The following is an 18,328-nucleotide window of genomic DNA, read 5'->3' on the forward strand; positions in this document are numbered from 1 at the left end:
GCTTACATGACGACACATATCCAACGATCCGCGCTCCTGCCGTACCCGGCGCAGTTTCTCTACGACCTGGTCAACGACGTCGCGCGTTACCCGGAGTTTCTGCCGTGGTGCTCGGAGGCTGAAGTGCTGGAAAGCTCCCCAGAACACATGCGCGCCAGTGTCGGCGTAGCGAAGGGCGGCCTCAGTCAGCATTTCGTCACGCGCAATACGCTGGTGCCGGGGCAGTCGATCGAGATGAATCTTGAGGAAGGCCCGTTCACTCAGTTGCACGGCATCTGGGTATTCAAGGCGCTGAACGAAAAGGCCTGCAAGATCAGTCTGGATCTGTCGTTCGATTATGCCGGGCCGTTGGTGCGCGCAACTCTGGGGCCGTTGTTCAATCAGGCGGCTAACCAGCTGGTGGATGCTTTCTGCCAGCGCGCCAAGCAGATGCATGGTTAAGCCGGTGATCGAGATAGAAGTCGTGTACGCAGCGGTTGATCGGCAGGTTATGCGTGCGATCAGCGTGGCTGAAGGCGTTAGCGTTCGTGCTGCGGTGCACGCATCGGGCATCGCGGCCGAGTTTCCTGAGCTGAATCTGGCGCAGTGCCCGCTGGGGATTTTTGGCAAGGTCGTGGCTGACGCGGATTCTCGCCCTGTTCAGGCGGGCGACCGGATCGAAATATATCGACCGCTGCTGGCTGATCCCAAAGAGGTTCGACGTTTGCGTGCGGCCAAGGCTGCCGAGGCCAAAGCACGCAATTCTTGATCAGGCCAAACGGCAGGCAATAAAAAACCCGGAATGTCCGGGTTTTTTATTGCCTCGCCTATTACTGCGGCGAGGTGTCCAGCGGCTCTGGTGTCGGAACCGGTACGGTTTCCACACCATCGACGTCCTTCTGAATCTGATCCAGCAAGGAGCCTGGTTTGGCTGGTTTTTCAGCTTCTGGCTTGTCGGCGTTTTCAGCAGGCGCGGTCACGGTAGTACCGCTGTCCTTGCCGAGAATGGCTTCGTCACGGCTCACGCCGGGCATGAAGTCACCGGACAGGCTGACAAGCTGGTCATTGGAGTTGAAGATAACGCTGATTCGTTCCTGCTGGCGTTCACCGCCACCCGGTTGCAGGCTGTACAGATAATCCCAGCGATCGGCATGGAACGTGTCGGCAAGCAGAGGGTTGCCCATGATAAACCGTACTTGCGGCCGGGTCATTCCCGGGCGTAACTGGTCTATCATGTCCTGCGTGACGACATTGCCCTGCTGGATGTCGATTTTGTAAACCCCGGGGAATGAACAACCGGCGAGTGCGAGCAGTCCCACAAAGGTGAAACTGGTTAGCAAGAGCTTGGTGTTTTGCATCGGTGGGCGACTTCCACTATCTTGGCTGGGACAACGTAAACGCCGATCATACCCGCATTAAGAGAAGCTGCGAAGCAGCATCGCGAGAAAGCTGACCATGGTTGAAAATAGCGAACTACGCAAAGCCGGCCTCAAAGTGACCCTGCCACGGGTCAAGATCCTGCAAATGCTCGACTCTACCGAGCAGCGCCACATGAGTGCCGAGGACGTCTACAAGGCGTTGATGGAAGCTGGTGAGGACGTTGGTCTGGCCACGGTTTACCGTGTACTGACCCAGTTCGAAGCGGCCGGCCTCGTGGTCCGCCACAACTTCGACGGCGGCCACGCGGTCTTCGAACTGGCTGACGGTGGCCACCACGACCATATGGTCAACGTGGAATCGGGTGAAGTGATCGAATTCTTCGACGAAGAAATCGAAAAACTTCAGAAATCGATCGTCGAGAAGCATGGCTTCGAAATGGTTGATCACAACCTGGTGCTGTACGTGCGCAAGAAAAAGTAAGCATGTCGCGCGAATTTCACATTCGCGAAACGAGCGAAGGCGACCCAAGGGTCGCCTTCGTGCTTTCTACTATTTGTTACGCCTTGGCGGTCACCACCATTTTTTTCGCGTGAGCCAGGGATTCCTTGGTCAGATCGATGCCGCCGAGCATGCGCGCGACTTCTTCGATGCGCTCGTTCTTTGTCAGCTTCGCGACAGCGGTGTGAGTCGCCTTCTCGTCGCGAACCTTGTGCACGAACAGATGCTGATGCCCTTGCGCCGCCACTTGCGGCAAGTGCGTCACGGTCAGGACCTGGCCGCGATCACCGAGACGGCGCAGTAACTGGCCGACAATCTCGGCAGTCGGACCGCCAATACCTACGTCCACTTCGTCGAACACCAGCGTCGGCACGCGGGAGGTCTGGGCGGTAATGACCTGAATCGCCAGACTGATCCGCGACAGCTCACCACCGGAGGCGACTTTTGCCAGTGCCTTGAGCGGTTGGCCGGGGTTGGCGCTGACCAGCAGTTCGACCTGTTCCAGCCCGTTCGGCAGCAACTCATCGCTGCTGTTGGCTTTCAGTTCGATGGTGAATCGGCCGCCGGGCATGCCCAGGCGCTGGATTTCCTGCTCCACCGCACTGGCGAGGCTGCCGGCGGCCTGATGACGAAGGTCGCTCAGCTCGCGGGCTTTCTCTTGATAGTGACGGGCGTAGGAGGCCAGTTCTTCGCCCAGGCGCTCGATGGATTCATCGTTGGCGTTGAGGGTTTCGATTTCATCGAGCAGCTTTTGCTGCATCTCGCTGACTTCGGTCGGTTGAATCCGGTGTTTGCGCGCCAGGGTGTAGATCGCGTCGAGGCGCTCTTCCAGGTATTGCAGGCGAGCCGGGTCGGCATCGAAGTTGTCGAGGAAGCGATTGAGCTCGCCGACTGCTTCTTCTACCTGAATCTGTGCACTGGTCAGCAGACTGCTGGCTTCACCCAGCGCCCCCACCGAACTGTTCACGCTGGAAAGTCGATTGAGGCTGGCGGTCAGCGCATTCAGCACATTGCCGGAGTCGCTTTCGCTGCATTGCTCGACCACTTGCCGGCAAATGCCCAGCAAGGTTTCGGCGTTGGTCAGGTTCTTGTGTTCCTGCTCCAGCTGCTCCAGTTCATTTTCGCCGAGGCCGAGGTTTTCCAGTTCTTCGAGCTGATAGCTGAGCAGTTGGTGGCGTGCGCGCTGTTCGTCGCCGGAGTTGGACAGCCGCTCCAGTTCCTGGCGGGTCTGACGCCAGCGTTGCGCGGCAAGCTGCACCTGACGCGCCAGGTCGGTGGCGCCGGCGTACTCGTCAAGCAGACGGCGATGGGTGTCGGTCTTCAGCAGCGACTGATGTTCGTGCTGGCTGTGGATATCGATCAGCAGCTCGCCGAGGGCTTTGAGGTCGCCAAGTGGGCAGGGCGTGCCGTTGATATAACCGCGCGAACGACCTTCCGAGGTGATGACCCGGCGCAGGATGCAAGGCCCGTCGTTTTCCAGATCGCGCTCGGCCAGCCAGGCGCTGGCTTCAGGGATATCAGCGAGATCGAAGGTGGCGAGAATGTCGGCTTTATCAGCGCCCGGGCGAACCACGCCGCTGTCGGCGCGATCGCCCAGGGTGAGGCCCAGGGCATCGAGCATGATCGACTTGCCGGCGCCTGTTTCCCCTGTGATCACGCTCATCCCGCGATCAAGTTCGAGATCGAGATGTTCGACGATGGCGTAGTTATGTACGGACAGGTGCACCAGCATAAAGGCAGCTCCCAGGCTTGAGGTCTGGTTATTTATACAGTGTTTTGTTCAGGCCTGACAATGCCCGCCCTTAGCTCGATTTGCTTGATCGAAAAGTTTTCTTAGCGCATTCAAGAATGAGTATTCAGCACTTTTTTGTAGGGACAATTGTTTTCAGCCCTTGAAGCCTGATTTTGCGGCCCCATATATCGGGGCAGAAGCGCGAGTCAGGCTCGCGGACGAAATTGAAAGGAGAATTCTATGGCTGACGAACAGACAGTAGATACGCAAAACCCAGATGCCAATCAGGCGCCCGAAGGATCGGGTGACGACCTGGCGACCCGTGTGCAAGTGCTCGAAGAGCAATTGGCCGCCGCGCAGGATCAGTCTCTGCGTGTTGCTGCCGATCTGCAGAACGTTCGCCGCCGTGCCGAGCAGGACGTCGAGAAGGCGCACAAGTTTGCCCTGGAAAAATTCGCCAGCGACCTGCTGCCGATCGTCGACAGCCTGGAGCGCGGCCTCGAGCTGTCGAGCCCGGACGACGAAAGCATCCGCCCGATGCGCGAAGGCATCGAGCTGACCCTGAAAATGTTCCACGACACCCTCAAGCGCTACCAGCTTGAAGCGATCGATCCGCATGGCGAACCGTTCAACGCCGTTCACCATCAGGCGATGGCCATGCAGGAAAGTGCCGACGTCGAGCCGAATAGCGTGTTGAAGGTTTTCCAGAAGGGCTACCAGCTCAATGGTCGCCTGCTGCGCCCGGCGATGGTCGTGGTCAGCAAGGCGCCGGCACCGGTTTCGCCTTCGATTGACGAGCAGGCTTGAAATTAGCCGCAAGGCCCCCATTTAGAAGTCAAGCGTTTAAGTGCTACCGCAGTCAGCCACCACTGCTGCGGCAACAAAATCCAAAGTTTCGGGAGAGTGAACATGGGCAAAATTATCGGTATCGACCTGGGGACTACCAACTCCTGCGTCTCCGTTCTGGAAAACGGCAAAGCCAAAGTTATTGAAAACGCTGAAGGCGCGCGTACCACGCCGTCGATCATCGCTTACGCCAACGATGGCGAAATCCTGGTAGGTCAGTCGGCCAAGCGTCAGGCTGTAACCAACCCGCACAACACCCTGTACGCGGTAAAGCGTCTGATCGGTCGTCGTTTTGACGAAGAAGTTGTGCAGAAAGACATCCAGATGGTCCCTTACAAGATCGTCAAGGCTGACAACAACGACGCCTGGGTAGAAGTGAACGGCCAGAAAATGGCACCGCCACAGATCTCGGCTGAAATTCTGAAGAAGATGAAGAAGACCGCCGAAGACTACCTCGGCGAGGCAGTGACCGAAGCGGTGATCACCGTTCCGGCCTACTTCAACGACAGCCAGCGTCAAGCCACCAAAGACGCCGGCCGCATCGCTGGTCTGGACGTAAAACGCATCATCAACGAACCAACCGCAGCCGCTCTGGCTTACGGTATGGACAAGGCCAAGGGCGATCACACCGTGATCGTTTATGACCTGGGTGGCGGTACTTTCGACGTTTCCGTAATCGAAATCGCTGAAGTTGACGGTGAGCACCAGTTCGAAGTGTTGGCCACCAACGGTGACACCTTCCTCGGCGGTGAAGACTTCGACATTCGTCTGATCGACTACCTCGTTGACGAATTCAAGAAAGAAAGCGGCATGAACCTCAAAGGTGACCCGCTGGCCATGCAGCGCCTGAAAGAAGCCGCTGAGAAAGCCAAGATCGAGCTGTCGTCCGCTCAGTCGACCGACGTCAACCTGCCGTACATCACTGCAGATGCGACCGGTCCTAAGCACCTGAACGTGAAAATCTCCCGTGCCAAGCTCGAAGCACTGGTTGAAGACCTGGTTCAGCGCACCATCGAACCTTGCCGCATTGCCATGAAAGACGCCGGTATCGACGTCAGCGCGATCAACGACGTGATTCTGGTCGGTGGTCAGACTCGTATGCCGCTGGTACAGAAGCTGGTTACCGATTTCTTCGGTAAAGAAGCGCGTAAAGACGTCAACCCGGACGAAGCCGTTGCCATGGGTGCTGCGATTCAGGGCGCTGTTCTGGCCGGTGACGTTAAAGACGTGCTGCTGCTCGACGTCAGCCCGCTGACCCTGGGTATCGAAACCATGGGTGGCGTGATGACCGCGCTGATCGAGAAAAACACCACGATTCCTACCAAGAAATCGCAAGTGTTCTCGACTGCCGACGACAACCAGGGTGCTGTGACCATTCACGTTCTGCAGGGCGAGCGCAAGCAAGCTGCACAGAACAAATCGCTGGGCAAGTTCGACCTGGCCGACATTCCACCAGCTCCACGTGGCGTGCCGCAGATCGAAGTGACCTTCGACATCGACGCCAACGGCATCCTGCACGTCGGCGCGAAAGACAAGGCTACCGGCAAGACCCAGTCGATCGTGATCAAGGCCAACTCCGGTCTGTCCGACGAAGAAATCGAGCGCATGGTGCGTGACGCCGAGGCGAATGCCGAGGAAGACCGCAAGTTCGAAGAGCTGGCCGCTGCCCGTAACCAGGGTGACGCACTGGTGCACTCGACTCGCAAGATGATCGCTGACGCGGGCGACAAGGTCACCGCTGAAGAGAAGACTGCAATCGAAGCTGCAGTGGTTGCGCTGGAAGCCGCCGTCAAAGGCGACGACAAGGCTGCCATCGAAGCCAAGGTTGAAGAGCTGTCGAAAGTCTCCGCTCCGGTTGCTCAGAAGATGTACGCCGAACAGGCTCAGCCAGCTGATGGCGCGGCCCCGCAAGGCGAATCGGCTGAGAAGGCTGACGACGTTGTCGACGCCGAGTTCGAAGAAGTCAAAGACCACAAGTAAGTTGTTGGTCGCCCGGTTGACTGCCTTGCGGCGGTGACTGGTAGGATGTCGCCGCGCGGGAGCTTGCCTCCCGCGTTGGCGTATCTGGAATACGCGAATTTTTACAGCATGCGACACCGTTCGGATGTTGGCGGTATGGCCGGGAATGCTCCTGCTTTTCGCGCCGCAGATACCGCATCAATCAAGACCAGGATCGTTGAATTGACGTGAGTTGGGTCCGGGCCTTAATGGGGGCTCAACGAGTTTGGCGAGGCTCAGGAGGGGTTTGCCGAACGTCCTTAAGAGTGCAAAGAACTTATGGCAAAGCGTGACTATTACGAAGTATTGGGTGTCGAGCGGGGCACGAGCGAAGCGGACCTGAAGAAGGCCTATCGCCGCCTGGCTATGAAGCACCACCCCGACCGTAATCCCGGCGACAAAGCTTCCGAAGAAGCATTCAAAGAGGCCAACGAGGCCTATGAAGTGTTGTCCGACGCCAGCAAGCGCGCGGCATACGACCAGTATGGTCATGCCGGCGTCGATCCGAGCATGGGTGGCGGCGGTGCCGGTTTCGGTGGCCAGAACTTCTCGGATATCTTCGGCGATGTCTTCAGTGATTTCTTCGGTGGCGGTCGCGGTGGTGCCCGTGGCGGCGCTCAGCGTGGCAGCGATCTGCGCTACACCCTGGAGCTGAATCTGGAAGAAGCGGTGCGCGGCACGTCGGTGAATATCCGCGTTCCGACACTGGTCAACTGCAAGCCATGCGATGGTTCGGGGGCCAAGAAAGGCTCGTCGCCGACGACGTGCCCGACCTGCGGCGGCATCGGCCAGGTGCGCATGCAGCAGGGCTTCTTCTCGGTGCAGCAGACCTGCCCGCGCTGCCATGGCCAGGGCAAGATCATTTCCGATCCGTGCGACTCCTGCCACGGCGACGGTCGCGTCGAAGAGTACAAAACCCTGTCGGTCAAAGTGCCTGCCGGTGTTGATACTGGCGACCGTATTCGTCTGTCCGGCGAAGGCGAGGCGGGTACTCAGGGTGGGCCGACTGGCGACCTGTACGTTGTGATCAATGTGCGCGAACACGACATCTTCCAGCGTGACGGCAAGCATCTGTTCTGCGAAGTGCCGATCAGCTTCGTCGACGCTGCACTGGGCGGCGAGTTGGAGATTCCGACCCTCGACGGTCGCGTCAAACTGAAAATCCCTGAAGGCACGCAGACCGGCAAGCAGTTCCGCGTACGCGGCAAAGGCGTTGCGCCAGTGCGTGGCGGCGGTGCCGGCGACCTGATGTGCCGTGTCGCTGTGGAAACGCCGGTCAACCTCAACCGTCGTCAGCGTGAGCTGCTGGAAGAATTCCGCAGCTCCCTGGCCGACGACAACAGCCACTCGCCGAAAACCACCGGTTGGTTCGACGGTGTGAAGCGTTTCTTCGGCGATTTGTAAGGAGTCGGCATGCGACGTATTGCAGTGATGGGCGCCGCCGGGCGCATGGGCAAGACCCTGATTGAAGCGGTGCAGCAGACGCCGGGCGCCGGTCTGACGGCGGCGGTCGATCGTCCCGACAGCACGCTGGTCGGCGCGGATGCCGGTGAGCTGGCAGCGCTGGGCCGTATCGGCGTGCCGCTGTCCGGTGATCTGGATCGTGTGGTTGAAGAGTTCGATGTGTTGATCGACTTCACTCACCCGACCGTGACCCTGAAGAATCTCGCGTTCTGCCGCAAACACGGCAAAGCGATGATCATCGGCACCACCGGTTTCAGTGTTGAAGAGAAGCAATTGCTGGCCGATGCGGGCAAGGACATTCCGATCGTCTTCGCCGCCAACTTCAGCGTCGGCGTCAACCTGTGCCTGAAGTTGCTCGACACCGCTGCGCGCGTGCTGGGCGACGATGTCGATATCGAGATCATGGAAGCCCATCACCGCCACAAGGTCGATGCTCCGTCCGGTACGGCGGTGCGCATGGGTGAAGTGATTGCTGATGCGCTGGGGCGTGATCTGAAGAAGGTCGCGGTCTACGGTCGCGAAGGCCAGACCGGTGCGCGTGAGCGTGAAACCATTGGTTTCGCCACCGTGCGTGCTGGCGATATCGTCGGTGATCACACCGTGCTGTTCGCTGCCGATGGCGAGCGCGTCGAGATTACCCACAAGGCATCGAGCCGCATGACCTTCGCCAAGGGCGCGGTGCGTGCGGCGCTGTGGCTGGATGGTCGCGAGCCGGGCCTGTACGACATGCAAGACGTACTCGACCTGCGTTGAGTCGTTGCTGAACCCGGCGCAAACGTCCCGTTTTGCGCCGGTTTTTACCGCTTGGCGACGACCTGTCGCATTCTCCGGCCTTTAAGGCTCTTTAGCGGTGGACCAAAAACGCCCTTTTCTGTAAGCTACAGCTTTAGTGTGTCCACTAAAAGCGCGCAGAATAATTTCAGTGAAGAAGCGGGGTGACGTGTCCATACGTCACTCCGCTTTTTTACAACCTGCGATTGCCCTTTCATGCGTTATTTACGGGAGGTCTTCTTGACTAAGCCAGCCATACTCGCCCTTGCTGATGGCAGCATTTTTCGCGGCGAAGCCATTGGAGCCGACGGTCAGACCGTTGGTGAGGTGGTGTTCAACACCGCAATGACCGGCTATCAGGAAATCCTTACCGATCCTTCCTACGCCCAGCAGATCGTTACCCTGACTTACCCGCACATCGGCAACACCGGCACCACGCCGGAAGACGCCGAGTCCGACCGCGTCTGGTCCGCTGGCCTGGTCATCCGTGACCTGCCGCTGGTAGCGAGCAACTGGCGCAACACGATGTCCCTGTCTGATTACCTGAAAGCCAACAATGTAGTGGCAATCGCCGGTATCGACACCCGTCGCCTGACCCGCATCCTGCGTGAAAAAGGCGCTCAGAACGGCTGCATCATGGCCGGCGACAACATCTCCGAAGAAGCAGCCATCGCCGCTGCGCAGGGCTTCCCGGGCCTGAAGGGCATGGACCTGGCGAAAGTCGTCAGCACCAAGACCCAATACGAATGGCGCTCGACTGTCTGGGATCTGAAAACCGACAGCCACGCGACCATCGAAGCTTCCGAGCTGCCATATCACGTGGTCGCCTACGACTACGGCGTCAAGGTCAACATCCTGCGCATGCTGGTCGAGCGCGGCTGCCGCGTCACCGTGGTGCCTGCGCAAACTCCAGCCGCCGATGTGCTGGCGCTGAAGCCGGACGGCGTGTTCCTGTCCAACGGCCCTGGTGATCCGGAGCCATGCGACTACGCGATCCAGGCGATCAAGGAAGTGCTGGAAACCGAGACGCCGGTATTCGGCATCTGCCTCGGCCACCAACTGCTGGCTCTGGCCTCCGGCGCCAAGACCCTGAAAATGGGCCACGGCCACCACGGTGCCAACCACCCGGTGCAGGATCTGGACACAGGCGTGGTGATGATCACCAGCCAGAACCACGGTTTTGCGGTAGACGAAGCCACCCTGCCAGCCAACGTGCGCGCGATCCACAAATCGCTGTTCGACGGCACCCTGCAAGGCATCGAGCGCACCGACAAGAGCGCGTTCAGCTTCCAGGGTCACCCTGAAGCGAGCCCGGGCCCGAACGATGTCGCGCCACTGTTCGACCGCTTCATCAACGAGATGGCCAAGCGACGCTAAGCGTTCGCCTTGAGACTGTAGAGAGAAGGCCTCGAGGGCGGCCCCGGTACCGGCGGCCCCTTCGGGACTTCAGAAATCGATCAAGACGGCTTGCCGACTGACCTGCGGATTTGAGTGACAAACCATGCCAAAACGTACAGACATTAAAAGCATCCTGATTCTCGGCGCTGGCCCGATCGTGATCGGCCAGGCCTGCGAATTCGACTACTCCGGCGCCCAGGCCTGCAAAGCCCTGCGCGAAGAGGGTTACCGCGTCATCCTGGTGAACTCCAACCCGGCCACCATCATGACCGACCCGGACATGGCCGACGCCACCTACATCGAACCGATCAAGTGGCAGACCGTGGCCAAGATCATCGAAAAAGAGCGTCCGGACGCCGTGCTGCCAACCATGGGCGGCCAGACCGCCCTGAACTGCGCCCTGGACCTGGAGCGCGAAGGCGTTCTCGAGAAGTTCGGCGTAGAGATGATCGGTGCCAACGCCGACACCATCGACAAGGCTGAAGACCGTTCGCGTTTCGACAAGGCGATGAAGTCCATCGGCTTGGCCTGCCCGCGTTCCGGCATTGCCCACAGCATGGAAGAGGCCAACGCGGTCCTCGAAACCCTCGGCTTCCCGTGCATCATCCGTCCGTCCTTCACCATGGGCGGCACTGGTGGCGGTATCGCTTACAACCGTGAAGAGTTCGAAGAAATCTGCGCCCGTGGTCTGGACCTGTCGCCGACCAAAGAGCTGCTGATCGACGAATCGCTGATCGGCTGGAAAGAATATGAGATGGAAGTTGTCCGCGACAAAAAGGACAACTGCATCATCGTCTGCTCGATCGAAAACTTCGACCCGATGGGCGTGCACACCGGCGACTCGATCACCGTAGCTCCAGCCCAGACGCTGACCGACAAGGAATACCAGATCCTGCGTAACGCCTCGCTGGCGGTACTGCGCGAGATCGGCGTCGAGACCGGTGGTTCCAACGTTCAATTCGGTATCTGCCCGAACACTGGCCGTATGGTCGTGATCGAAATGAACCCGCGTGTTTCGCGTTCCTCGGCACTGGCTTCGAAAGCCACCGGTTTCCCGATCGCCAAGGTCGCGGCCAAACTGGCTGTGGGCTACACCCTTGATGAGCTGTCGAACGACATCACCGGCGGCAAGACCCCGGCGTCCTTCGAACCGTCGATCGACTACGTCGTTACCAAGCTGCCACGCTTCGCCTTCGAGAAATTCGCCAAGGCTGACGCGCGCCTGACCACGCAAATGAAGTCGGTCGGTGAAGTCATGGCCATCGGCCGGACCTTCCAGGAATCCCTGCAGAAAGCCCTGCGCGGTCTGGAAGTCGGCGTTTGCGGTCTGGACGAGAAGCTCGATCTGAGCAACCCGGACAGCATGAGCGTGCTCAAGCGCGAACTGACCGTGCCGGGCGCCGAGCGTATCTGGTACGTGGCTGACGCCTTCCGCGCCGGTCTGTCGGTCGAAGACATCTTCGGCATGAATATGATCGACCCGTGGTTCCTGGTGCAGATCGAAGACCTGATCAAGGACGAAGAGAAGGTCAAGACCCTCGGTCTGTCCTCGATCGACCGCGACCTGATGTTCAAGCTCAAGCGCAAAGGCTTCTCCGATCAGCGTCTGGCGAAACTGCTGGGCGTCACCGAGAAAAACCTGCGTACGCATCGTCAGAAGCTGGAAGTGTTCCCGGTCTACAAGCGCGTTGACACCTGCGCCGCCGAGTTCGCTACCGACACCGCTTACCTGTACTCGACCTACGAGGAAGAGTGCGAGGCCGCGCCGTCGGGTCGCGACAAGATCATGATTCTGGGCGGCGGTCCGAACCGTATCGGCCAGGGCATCGAGTTCGACTACTGCTGCGTTCACGCTGCTCTCGCCCTGCGCGAAGACGGCTACGAAACCATCATGGTCAACTGCAACCCGGAAACCGTATCCACCGACTACGACACTTCCGACCGTCTGTACTTCGAGCCGGTAACCCTGGAAGACGTACTGGAAATCTGCCGCGTCGAGAAGCCGAAAGGCGTGATCGTCCAGTACGGCGGCCAGACTCCGCTGAAACTGGCTCGCGCACTGGAAGCTGCTGGCGTGCCGATCATCGGCACCAGCCCTGACGCCATCGACCGCGCCGAAGACCGTGAGCGCTTCCAGCAAATGGTCGAGCGTCTGAACCTGCGTCAGCCGCCAAACGCCACTGTGCGCAGCGAAGACGAAGCCGTTCGTGCTGCGGCGAAGATCGGTTATCCGCTGGTGGTGCGCCCGTCCTACGTGTTGGGCGGCCGTGCGATGGAAATCGTTTACAAGGAAGACGAACTCAAGCGCTATCTGCGTGACGCGGTGCAAGTGTCCAACGACAGCCCGGTGCTGCTCGACCACTTCCTCAACTGCGCCATCGAAATGGACGTGGATGCGGTCTGCGACGGCAAAGATGTAGTGATCGGCGCGATCATGCAGCACATCGAACAGGCGGGCGTTCACTCCGGTGACTCCGCTTGCTCGCTGCCGCCGTACTCGCTGCCGGCACACATCCAGGACGAGATGCGCGAACAGGTCAAGAAAATGGCTCTGGAACTGGGCGTTGTCGGCCTGATGAACGTGCAGTTGGCTTTGCAGGGCGAAGACATCTACGTCATCGAAGTCAACCCGCGCGCCTCGCGTACCGTACCGTTCGTTTCCAAGTGCATCGGTGTTTCCCTGGCCATGATCGCTGCGCGCGTGATGGCCGGTAAGACCCTGAAGGAAATCGGCTTCACCAAGGAAATCATCCCGAACTTCTACAGCGTGAAAGAGGCGGTGTTCCCGTTCGCCAAGTTCCCTGGCGTTGACCCGATCCTCGGCCCAGAGATGAAGTCGACCGGTGAAGTGATGGGCGTCGGCGACACCTTCGGCGAAGCATTCGCCAAGGCGCAGATGGGTGCCAGCGAAGTTCTGCCGACCGGCGGTACCGCGTTCATCAGCGTGCGCGATGACGACAAGCCACTGGTTGCAGGCGTGGCCCGTGATCTGATCAACTTGGGCTTCGAAGTGGTCGCCACTGCCGGCACTGCCAAGCTGATCGAAGCCGCAGGCCTGAAAGTGCGCCGCGTGAACAAGGTGACCGAGGGTCGTCCGCACGTGGTCGACATGATCAAGAATGACGAAGTCACGCTGATCATCAACACCACCGAGGGTCGTCAGTCGATCGCCGATTCGTACTCCATTCGTCGCAACGCCCTGCAGCACAAGATCTACTGCACCACCACTATTGCTGCGGGCGAAGCGATCTGCGAAGCGCTGAAGTTCGGTCCGGAAAAGACCGTGCGCCGCTTGCAGGATCTACACGCAGGATTGAAGGCATGAGCATAACCAAGTACCCAATGACTGTTCAGGGCGCTCGCGCCCTGGAAGAGGAGCATGCTCACCTGACCAAGGTCGTCCGTCCGAAGCTCAGCCAGGACATCGGTACGGCCCGCGAGTTGGGTGACTTGAAGGAAAACGCTGAATACCATGCTGCCCGCGAACAGCAAGGCATGGTCGAAGCGCGTATTCGTGATATCGAGGGCCGGATTCAGAATCAGGTCATCATCGACGTCACGACCATTCCTCACACCGGTAAAGTGATTTTCGGTACCACCGTCGAGATCGCCAACGTCGAGACTGATGAAAGCGTCACTTACCACATCGTGGGTGAGGATGAGGCTGACTTCAAACTCGGCAAGATCTCCGTCGGTTCGCCGCTGGCCCGCGCCTTGATTGGTAAGGAAGAGGGTGACGTTGTCGCCGTCAAAACGCCAAGCGGCGTGATCGAGTACGAGATTGTCGAAGTTCGTCACATCTGAAAGAAGGCGCCCGCTGCATGCGGGCGCCATGCTTTGGCAACTGACCCAGATGCTTTGGGTCGGTGGGCTATGGTTGATTCATGTCGGTTTGCAGCCGGCGCTGGGCCGGATCGGTCTGGCGCCGCTGTTGATCGACGAAGTGGCCAGTGCTTTCGAAGTGCTGGTGGTGGGATTCGCCGCTCTGTGCGTGATCTTTCAGGCTTTGGTGCTGGTACAGGCCGAGGGCCTTGCCAGTCTATGGCGGGATTTTCGCGGGCAGGTGCTGTTGATGGCGTTGTACGCGTGCGCGATGTATGTCGCCGTGCGTGTCGGCTGGCCGGATGCGCAGCGCTGGCAGGTATTCAGTTATCTGGTGCTGGGTTTTTCCGGGCTGGTGCTGGTCATGCAGCCGGTGCCGGGATGGGGTGGCAGGGTGCGCGAAGCACACCCTTGACCCTGCGCATCACTTGAAGCGATGAACGTTCGACAGCTGCTTGTTGACGCTGAAGTTCTTGCGGTAGACCAGAGCCATCTTGCCGATGACCTGAACCAGGTCCGCTTTGCCGACCTTGCACAGCTCGGCGATGTGCGCGAGGCGCGACTCGCGATCAAGGATATTGAGCTTGATCTTGATCAGCTCGTGATCGGCCAAGGCGCGTTCAAGTTCGGCTAAAACACCTTCAGTCAAACCGTTGTCCGCCACCGTCAACACTGGTTTGAGGTGGTGGCCGATGGATTTGTACTGTTTCTTCTGCTCTGGAGTGAGCGGCATAATCTGACCCTTTCGTCTGGATTCTGTAAAATGGCGGCCATTTTACCCGAGGGTTCGTGGATCCGCCCAACTAATCACGACCCTAATCATCGAGGTGCCCAATGGCGCGTTCCAAGACAAGCCTTGGTTGGCTGAAAAGACATGTCAACGATCCTTATGTGAAGCAGGCGCAGAAGGATGGCTACCGCTCGCGTGCAAGTTACAAGCTTCTGGAGATCCAGGAAAAATACAAACTCATCCGTCCGGGCATGAGCGTGGTCGACCTCGGCGCGGCGCCGGGTGGCTGGTCGCAGGTGACCAGTCGGCTGATCGGTGGCCAGGGGCGTCTGATCGCTTCGGACATTCTTGAAATGGACGGCATTCCGGACGTGACCTTCATTCAAGGTGACTTCACTGAGGACTCGGTGCTGGCTCAAATCCTTGAGGCTGTGGGTAATTCGCAGGTGGACCTTGTGATTTCCGATATGGCCCCCAATATGAGTGGTACGCCCGAAGTGGATATGCCCAAGGCCATGTTCCTGTGCGAGCTGGCGCTGGACCTGGCGGAACGGATCCTCAAGCCCGGTGGCAATTTCGTCATCAAGATTTTCCAGGGCGAAGGGTTCGACGTTTATCTGAAGGATGCTCGGAAGAAATTCGACAAGATCCAGATGATCAAGCCAGACTCTTCCCGTGGCAGCTCCCGTGAGCAGTACATGCTGGCCTGGGGTTATCGTGGCGGTGATGCGTAAAACGAGGTTTTTCGGCAGGGCGATAGGTTTTTCATATTTCGCTCTGCAGGCATAAGCGAATATTGTGTAGAAAGTGTTTCACAAAGGGTTACAGACGGCGCCTGCCAGAGTTGTAGGTAATGTAGTAAGTTAGGCCGGTGAATATCATGCGAAGCGCGCGCCAGTAGCGGAGCTTGCTTCAGAGGGTAGTTAATTGAACGATATGGCAAAGAATCTGATCCTGTGGTTGATCATCGCGGCAGTCCTGGTGACGGTGATGAACAACTTCTCCAGCCCTAACGAGCCGCAGACCCTCAACTATTCCGACTTCATCCAGCAGGTCAAGGATGGCAAGGTCGAGCGCGTAGCTGTTGACGGCTATGTGATTACCGGCAAGCGCACCGATGGCGACAGCTTCAAGACCATTCGTCCGGCAATCCAGGACAATGGCCTGATCGGCGATCTGGTCGACAATCACGTTGTGGTTGAAGGCAAGCAGCCTGAACAGCAAAGCATCTGGACTCAGCTTCTGGTGGCCAGCTTCCCGATCCTGGTGATCATCGCGGTGTTCATGTTCTTCATGCGCCAGATGCAGGGCGGTGCCGGTGGCAAGGGCGGGCCGATGAGCTTCGGCAAGAGCAAGGCACGCCTGCTCTCCGAAGATCAGGTGAAAACCACTTTGGCTGACGTTGCCGGTTGCGACGAAGCCAAGGAAGAAGTCGGCGAGCTGGTTGAGTTCCTGCGCGATCCGGGCAAATTCCAGCGTCTGGGCGGTCGTATTCCGCGCGGCGTATTGATGGTCGGCCCACCGGGTACCGGTAAAACCTTGCTGGCCAAGGCAATTGCCGGCGAAGCGAAAGTGCCGTTCTTCACCATTTCCGGTTCTGACTTCGTCGAAATGTTCGTCGGTGTCGGCGCCAGCCGCGTCCGTGACATGTTCGAGCAGGCCAAGAAACATGCACCTTGCATCATCTTCATCGACGAAATCGATGCCGTAGGTCGCCATCGTGGCGCCGGCATGGGTGGCGGTCACGACGAACGTGAGCAGACTCTCAACCAGTTGCTGGTGGAGATGGACGGCTTCGAAATGAATGACGGCATCATCGTGATTGCTGCGACCAACCGTCCGGACGTACTCGACCCTGCGCTGCTGCGTCCGGGCCGTTTCGACCGTCAGGTGGTGGTTGGCTTGCCAGACATTCGTGGTCGCGAGCAGATTCTGAAAGTGCACATGCGCAAAGTGCCAATGGGCGACGACGTTGCTCCGGCAGTGATCGCGCGTGGTACTCCTGGTTTCTCCGGGGCTGACCTGGCCAACCTGGTCAACGAAGCATCGTTGTTCGCTGCCCGTAGCGGCAAGCGTATCGTCGAGATGAAAGAGTTCGAACTGGCGAAAGACAAGATCATGATGGGCGCCGAGCGCAAATCCATGGTCATGTCCGAGAAAGAAAAGCAGAACACGGCCTACCACGAAGCTGGCCATGCCATTGTCGGTCGCGTTGTTCCTGAGCATGATCCGGTCTACAAGGTATCGATCATCCCGCGCGGTCGTGCGCTGGGTGTGACCATGTTCCTGCCAGAAGAAGATCGCTACAGCCTGTCCAAGCGTGCGCTGATCAGCCAGATCTGCTCGTTGTACGGCGGTCGTATTGCTGAAGAAATGACTCTGGGCTTCGATGGTGTGACTACCGGTGCCATCCAACGACATCATGCGTGCAAGTCAGATTGCCCGGAACATGGTGACGAAATGGGGTCTGTCGGAAAAACTCGGTCCGCTGATGTACGCCGAAGAAGAAGGTGAAGTGTTCCTCGGTCGCGGCGGTGGTGGTCAGGCTGCCAGCTTCTCCGGTGAGACAGCCAAGCTGATCGACTCCGAAGTGCGCAGCATCATCGATCAGTGCTACGGCACCGCCAAGCAGATCCTCACGGATAACCGTGACAAACTGGATGCCATGGCTGATGCGCTGATGAAGTACGAAACCATCGATGCCGAGCAGATCGACGACATCATGGCGGGTCGCACGCCTCGCGAACCTCGCGACTGGTCGGGTGGCACCGGTACGCCTCCGCCGCCTGTCGTGCAGGATGAGCGTCCGGAAAAACCGATTGGCGGTCCGGCTGCTGACGTTTAAGGCTTGAAATGACTTCTGTACAGTCCCTGACCCGGTTGCCTTGTGGCAACCGGGTTCTTGATTTGGCCCAGACGCATGTCATGGGCATTCTCAATGTCACTCCTGATTCCTTTTCCGACGGCGGCCGCTACAGCCAGCTCGATGCGGCGCTGCGCCATGCCGAAGCCATGGTGCTGGCTGGCGCGACGCTGATTGATGTCGGCGGCGAGTCGACCCGGCCGGGTGCGCGAGCGGTCTCTCCTCTGGAGGAACTTGAGCGCGTCGCGCCGATTGTCGAGCTGATCAATCGCGAGTTGGATGTCATCATCTCGGTCGATACTTCCACCCCGGCAGTCATGCGCGAAACCGCACGGCTCGGTGCCGGCCTGATCAACGATGTGCGTTCGTTGCGTCGCGATGGCGCGCTGGATGCGGCGGCGGCTACCGGATTGCCGGTCTGCCTCATGCACATGCTCGGCGAACCGGGCGATATGCAGGATAATCCGCAGTATCAGGATGTTACTCGCGAGGTCGGCGAGTTTCTCGCCGAGCGCATGGATCAGTGCGCCCAGGCGGGTATTCCCGCCGAGCGGATCATTCTTGATCCCGGCTTCGGCTTCGCCAAGACCTTGCAGCACAATCTAAGCTTGTTCAAACACATGGAGGCTTTGCATGCGCTGGGACGGCCATTGCTGGTAGGTGTTTCGCGCAAGAGTATGATTGGCCACGCGTTGAACCGTCCCGTGGGCGAGCGCCTGCACGGCGGACTGGCGCTGGCGGCGCTGGCGTCAGTTAAAGGCGCACGTATATTGCGCGTCCACGATGTGGCGGAAACCGTCGATGTTGTGCGAATGATCGCGGCCGTTGAATCAGCCGAATAAGAATG

At 59.0% G+C, this 18,328-nt stretch carries 16 protein-coding genes and 1 pseudogene; 14 read left to right on the forward strand and 3 right to left on the reverse strand.

Going from position 1 to position 18,328, the window contains the following annotated elements:
• The first annotated feature begins 6 nt into the window (after positions 1-6).
• Together ACZ9BE_RS01480 and ACZ9BE_RS01485 are read left to right on the forward strand one after the other, a co-directional pair.
• Positions 7-441, forward strand: coding sequence for a type II toxin-antitoxin system RatA family toxin (locus tag ACZ9BE_RS01480; protein WP_016771773.1), 435 nt, complete (start codon positions 7-9; stop codon positions 439-441).
• Positions 434-748 (forward strand): RnfH family protein, encoded by a 315-nt coding sequence (locus tag ACZ9BE_RS01485; protein ID WP_252868784.1) that lies wholly within the window; start codon positions 434-436, stop codon positions 746-748. The genes ACZ9BE_RS01480 and ACZ9BE_RS01485 overlap by 8 nt, the downstream gene beginning before the upstream one ends.
• A 61-nt stretch (positions 749-809) precedes the next feature.
• Here the strand turns inward: ACZ9BE_RS01485 and ACZ9BE_RS01490 are convergent, their stop codons facing one another.
• On the reverse strand, positions 810-1,337 hold the full coding sequence (locus ACZ9BE_RS01490; protein ID WP_016771771.1) for an outer membrane protein assembly factor BamE: 528 nt from the start codon (positions 1,335-1,337) through the stop codon (positions 810-812).
• 97 nt (positions 1,338-1,434) lie between these two features.
• Here ACZ9BE_RS01490 and fur point away from each other — a divergent pair, with 97 nt between their 5' ends.
• Complete coding sequence (fur, locus tag ACZ9BE_RS01495) at positions 1,435-1,839, forward strand: ferric iron uptake transcriptional regulator (RefSeq protein ID WP_016771770.1); 405 nt, start codon at positions 1,435-1,437, stop codon at positions 1,837-1,839.
• 76 nt (positions 1,840-1,915) lie between these two features.
• Here the strand turns inward: fur and recN are convergent, their stop codons facing one another.
• On the reverse strand, positions 1,916-3,589 hold the full coding sequence (gene recN, locus ACZ9BE_RS01500; protein WP_476248845.1) for a DNA repair protein RecN: 1,674 nt from the start codon (positions 3,587-3,589) through the stop codon (positions 1,916-1,918).
• A gap of 240 nt (positions 3,590-3,829) precedes the next feature.
• Here recN and grpE point away from each other — a divergent pair, with 240 nt between their 5' ends.
• The 8 genes from grpE (at position 3,830) to ACZ9BE_RS01540 (ending at position 14,303) form a co-directional block, all read left to right on the forward strand.
• Positions 3,830-4,396 (forward strand): nucleotide exchange factor GrpE, encoded by a 567-nt coding sequence (grpE, locus tag ACZ9BE_RS01505; protein WP_039759570.1) that lies wholly within the window; start codon positions 3,830-3,832, stop codon positions 4,394-4,396.
• Between the two features lie 102 nt (positions 4,397-4,498).
• Positions 4,499-6,415: a molecular chaperone DnaK gene (gene dnaK, locus ACZ9BE_RS01510; RefSeq protein WP_042608859.1), complete on the forward strand. Its 1,917-nt coding sequence runs from the start codon at positions 4,499-4,501 to the stop codon at positions 6,413-6,415.
• A gap of 297 nt (positions 6,416-6,712) precedes the next feature.
• Positions 6,713-7,837 carry a molecular chaperone DnaJ gene (dnaJ, locus tag ACZ9BE_RS01515; protein ID WP_016771767.1) on the forward strand — a complete coding sequence of 375 codons (1,125 nt, stop codon included), beginning with the start codon at positions 6,713-6,715 and terminating at the stop codon, positions 7,835-7,837.
• A 9-nt stretch (positions 7,838-7,846) separates the two neighbouring features.
• The gene (gene dapB, locus ACZ9BE_RS01520; protein ID WP_041477928.1) at positions 7,847-8,650 is read left to right on the forward strand and encodes a 4-hydroxy-tetrahydrodipicolinate reductase; all 804 of its coding nucleotides are present in this window, start codon (positions 7,847-7,849) and stop codon (positions 8,648-8,650) included.
• A gap of 258 nt (positions 8,651-8,908) precedes the next feature.
• Positions 8,909-10,045 (forward strand): glutamine-hydrolyzing carbamoyl-phosphate synthase small subunit, encoded by a 1,137-nt coding sequence (gene carA / locus ACZ9BE_RS01525; RefSeq protein WP_016771765.1) that lies wholly within the window; start codon positions 8,909-8,911, stop codon positions 10,043-10,045.
• Between the two features lie 124 nt (positions 10,046-10,169).
• The gene (gene carB / locus ACZ9BE_RS01530; RefSeq protein WP_016771764.1) at positions 10,170-13,391 is read left to right on the forward strand and encodes a carbamoyl-phosphate synthase large subunit; all 3,222 of its coding nucleotides are present in this window, start codon (positions 10,170-10,172) and stop codon (positions 13,389-13,391) included.
• 2 nt (positions 13,392-13,393) lie between these two features.
• The gene (gene greA / locus ACZ9BE_RS01535) at positions 13,394-13,870 is read left to right on the forward strand and encodes a transcription elongation factor GreA (RefSeq protein WP_038861135.1); all 477 of its coding nucleotides are present in this window, start codon (positions 13,394-13,396) and stop codon (positions 13,868-13,870) included.
• 28 nt (positions 13,871-13,898) lie between these two features.
• Entirely contained in the window at positions 13,899-14,303 is a 405-nt protein-coding gene (locus tag ACZ9BE_RS01540; RefSeq protein WP_150636055.1) for an MFS transporter, read from the forward strand.
• A gap of 9 nt (positions 14,304-14,312) precedes the next feature.
• On the opposite strand, the gene ACZ9BE_RS01545 is transcribed toward ACZ9BE_RS01540, so the two are convergent.
• The gene (locus ACZ9BE_RS01545) at positions 14,313-14,621 is read right to left on the reverse strand and encodes a YhbY family RNA-binding protein (protein ID WP_003221534.1); all 309 of its coding nucleotides are present in this window, start codon (positions 14,619-14,621) and stop codon (positions 14,313-14,315) included.
• 101 nt (positions 14,622-14,722) lie between these two features.
• Here ACZ9BE_RS01545 and rlmE point away from each other — a divergent pair, with 101 nt between their 5' ends.
• The 3 genes and pseudogenes from rlmE (at position 14,723) to folP (ending at position 18,323) form a co-directional block, all read left to right on the forward strand.
• Positions 14,723-15,352 (forward strand): 23S rRNA (uridine(2552)-2'-O)-methyltransferase RlmE, encoded by a 630-nt coding sequence (gene rlmE, locus ACZ9BE_RS01550; protein ID WP_056782866.1) that lies wholly within the window; start codon positions 14,723-14,725, stop codon positions 15,350-15,352.
• A gap of 202 nt (positions 15,353-15,554) precedes the next feature.
• Positions 15,555-17,463 (forward strand): annotated as a pseudogene (gene ftsH / locus ACZ9BE_RS01555) (ATP-dependent zinc metalloprotease FtsH).
• Positions 17,464-17,471: 8 nt separating this feature from the next.
• Complete coding sequence (gene folP / locus ACZ9BE_RS01560; RefSeq protein WP_056782869.1) at positions 17,472-18,323, forward strand: dihydropteroate synthase; 852 nt, start codon at positions 17,472-17,474, stop codon at positions 18,321-18,323.
• The last annotated feature ends 5 nt before the right edge of the window (positions 18,324-18,328 follow it).

The sequence above is a fragment of the Pseudomonas sp. TE9122 genome, assembly GCF_056278925.1.

What these genes read in the sequence shown, in the direction of transcription:
- ACZ9BE_RS01540 (WP_150636055.1), top strand. Translation starts at nt 13,899, where the DNA reads ATGCTTTGGCAACTGACCCAGATGCTTTGGGTCGGTGGGCTATGGTTG.
- folP (WP_056782869.1), top strand. Translation starts at nt 17,472, where the DNA reads ATGACTTCTGTACAGTCCCTGACCCGGTTGCCTTGTGGCAACCGGGTT.
- carB (WP_016771764.1), top strand. Translation starts at nt 10,170, where the DNA reads ATGCCAAAACGTACAGACATTAAAAGCATCCTGATTCTCGGCGCTGGC.
- ACZ9BE_RS01490 (WP_016771771.1), bottom strand. Translation starts at nt 1,337, where the DNA reads ATGCAAAACACCAAGCTCTTGCTAACCAGTTTCACCTTTGTGGGACTG.
- fur (WP_016771770.1), top strand. Translation starts at nt 1,435, where the DNA reads ATGGTTGAAAATAGCGAACTACGCAAAGCCGGCCTCAAAGTGACCCTG.
- dapB (WP_041477928.1), top strand. Translation starts at nt 7,847, where the DNA reads ATGCGACGTATTGCAGTGATGGGCGCCGCCGGGCGCATGGGCAAGACC.
- dnaJ (WP_016771767.1), top strand. Translation starts at nt 6,713, where the DNA reads ATGGCAAAGCGTGACTATTACGAAGTATTGGGTGTCGAGCGGGGCACG.
- dnaK (WP_042608859.1), top strand. Translation starts at nt 4,499, where the DNA reads ATGGGCAAAATTATCGGTATCGACCTGGGGACTACCAACTCCTGCGTC.
- ACZ9BE_RS01485 (WP_252868784.1), top strand. Translation starts at nt 434, where the DNA reads ATGGTTAAGCCGGTGATCGAGATAGAAGTCGTGTACGCAGCGGTTGAT.
- recN (WP_476248845.1), bottom strand. Translation starts at nt 3,589, where the DNA reads ATGCTGGTGCACCTGTCCGTACATAACTACGCCATCGTCGAACATCTC.
- rlmE (WP_056782866.1), top strand. Translation starts at nt 14,723, where the DNA reads ATGGCGCGTTCCAAGACAAGCCTTGGTTGGCTGAAAAGACATGTCAAC.
- ACZ9BE_RS01545 (WP_003221534.1), bottom strand. Translation starts at nt 14,621, where the DNA reads ATGCCGCTCACTCCAGAGCAGAAGAAACAGTACAAATCCATCGGCCAC.
- ACZ9BE_RS01480 (WP_016771773.1), top strand. Translation starts at nt 7, where the DNA reads ATGACGACACATATCCAACGATCCGCGCTCCTGCCGTACCCGGCGCAG.
- grpE (WP_039759570.1), top strand. Translation starts at nt 3,830, where the DNA reads ATGGCTGACGAACAGACAGTAGATACGCAAAACCCAGATGCCAATCAG.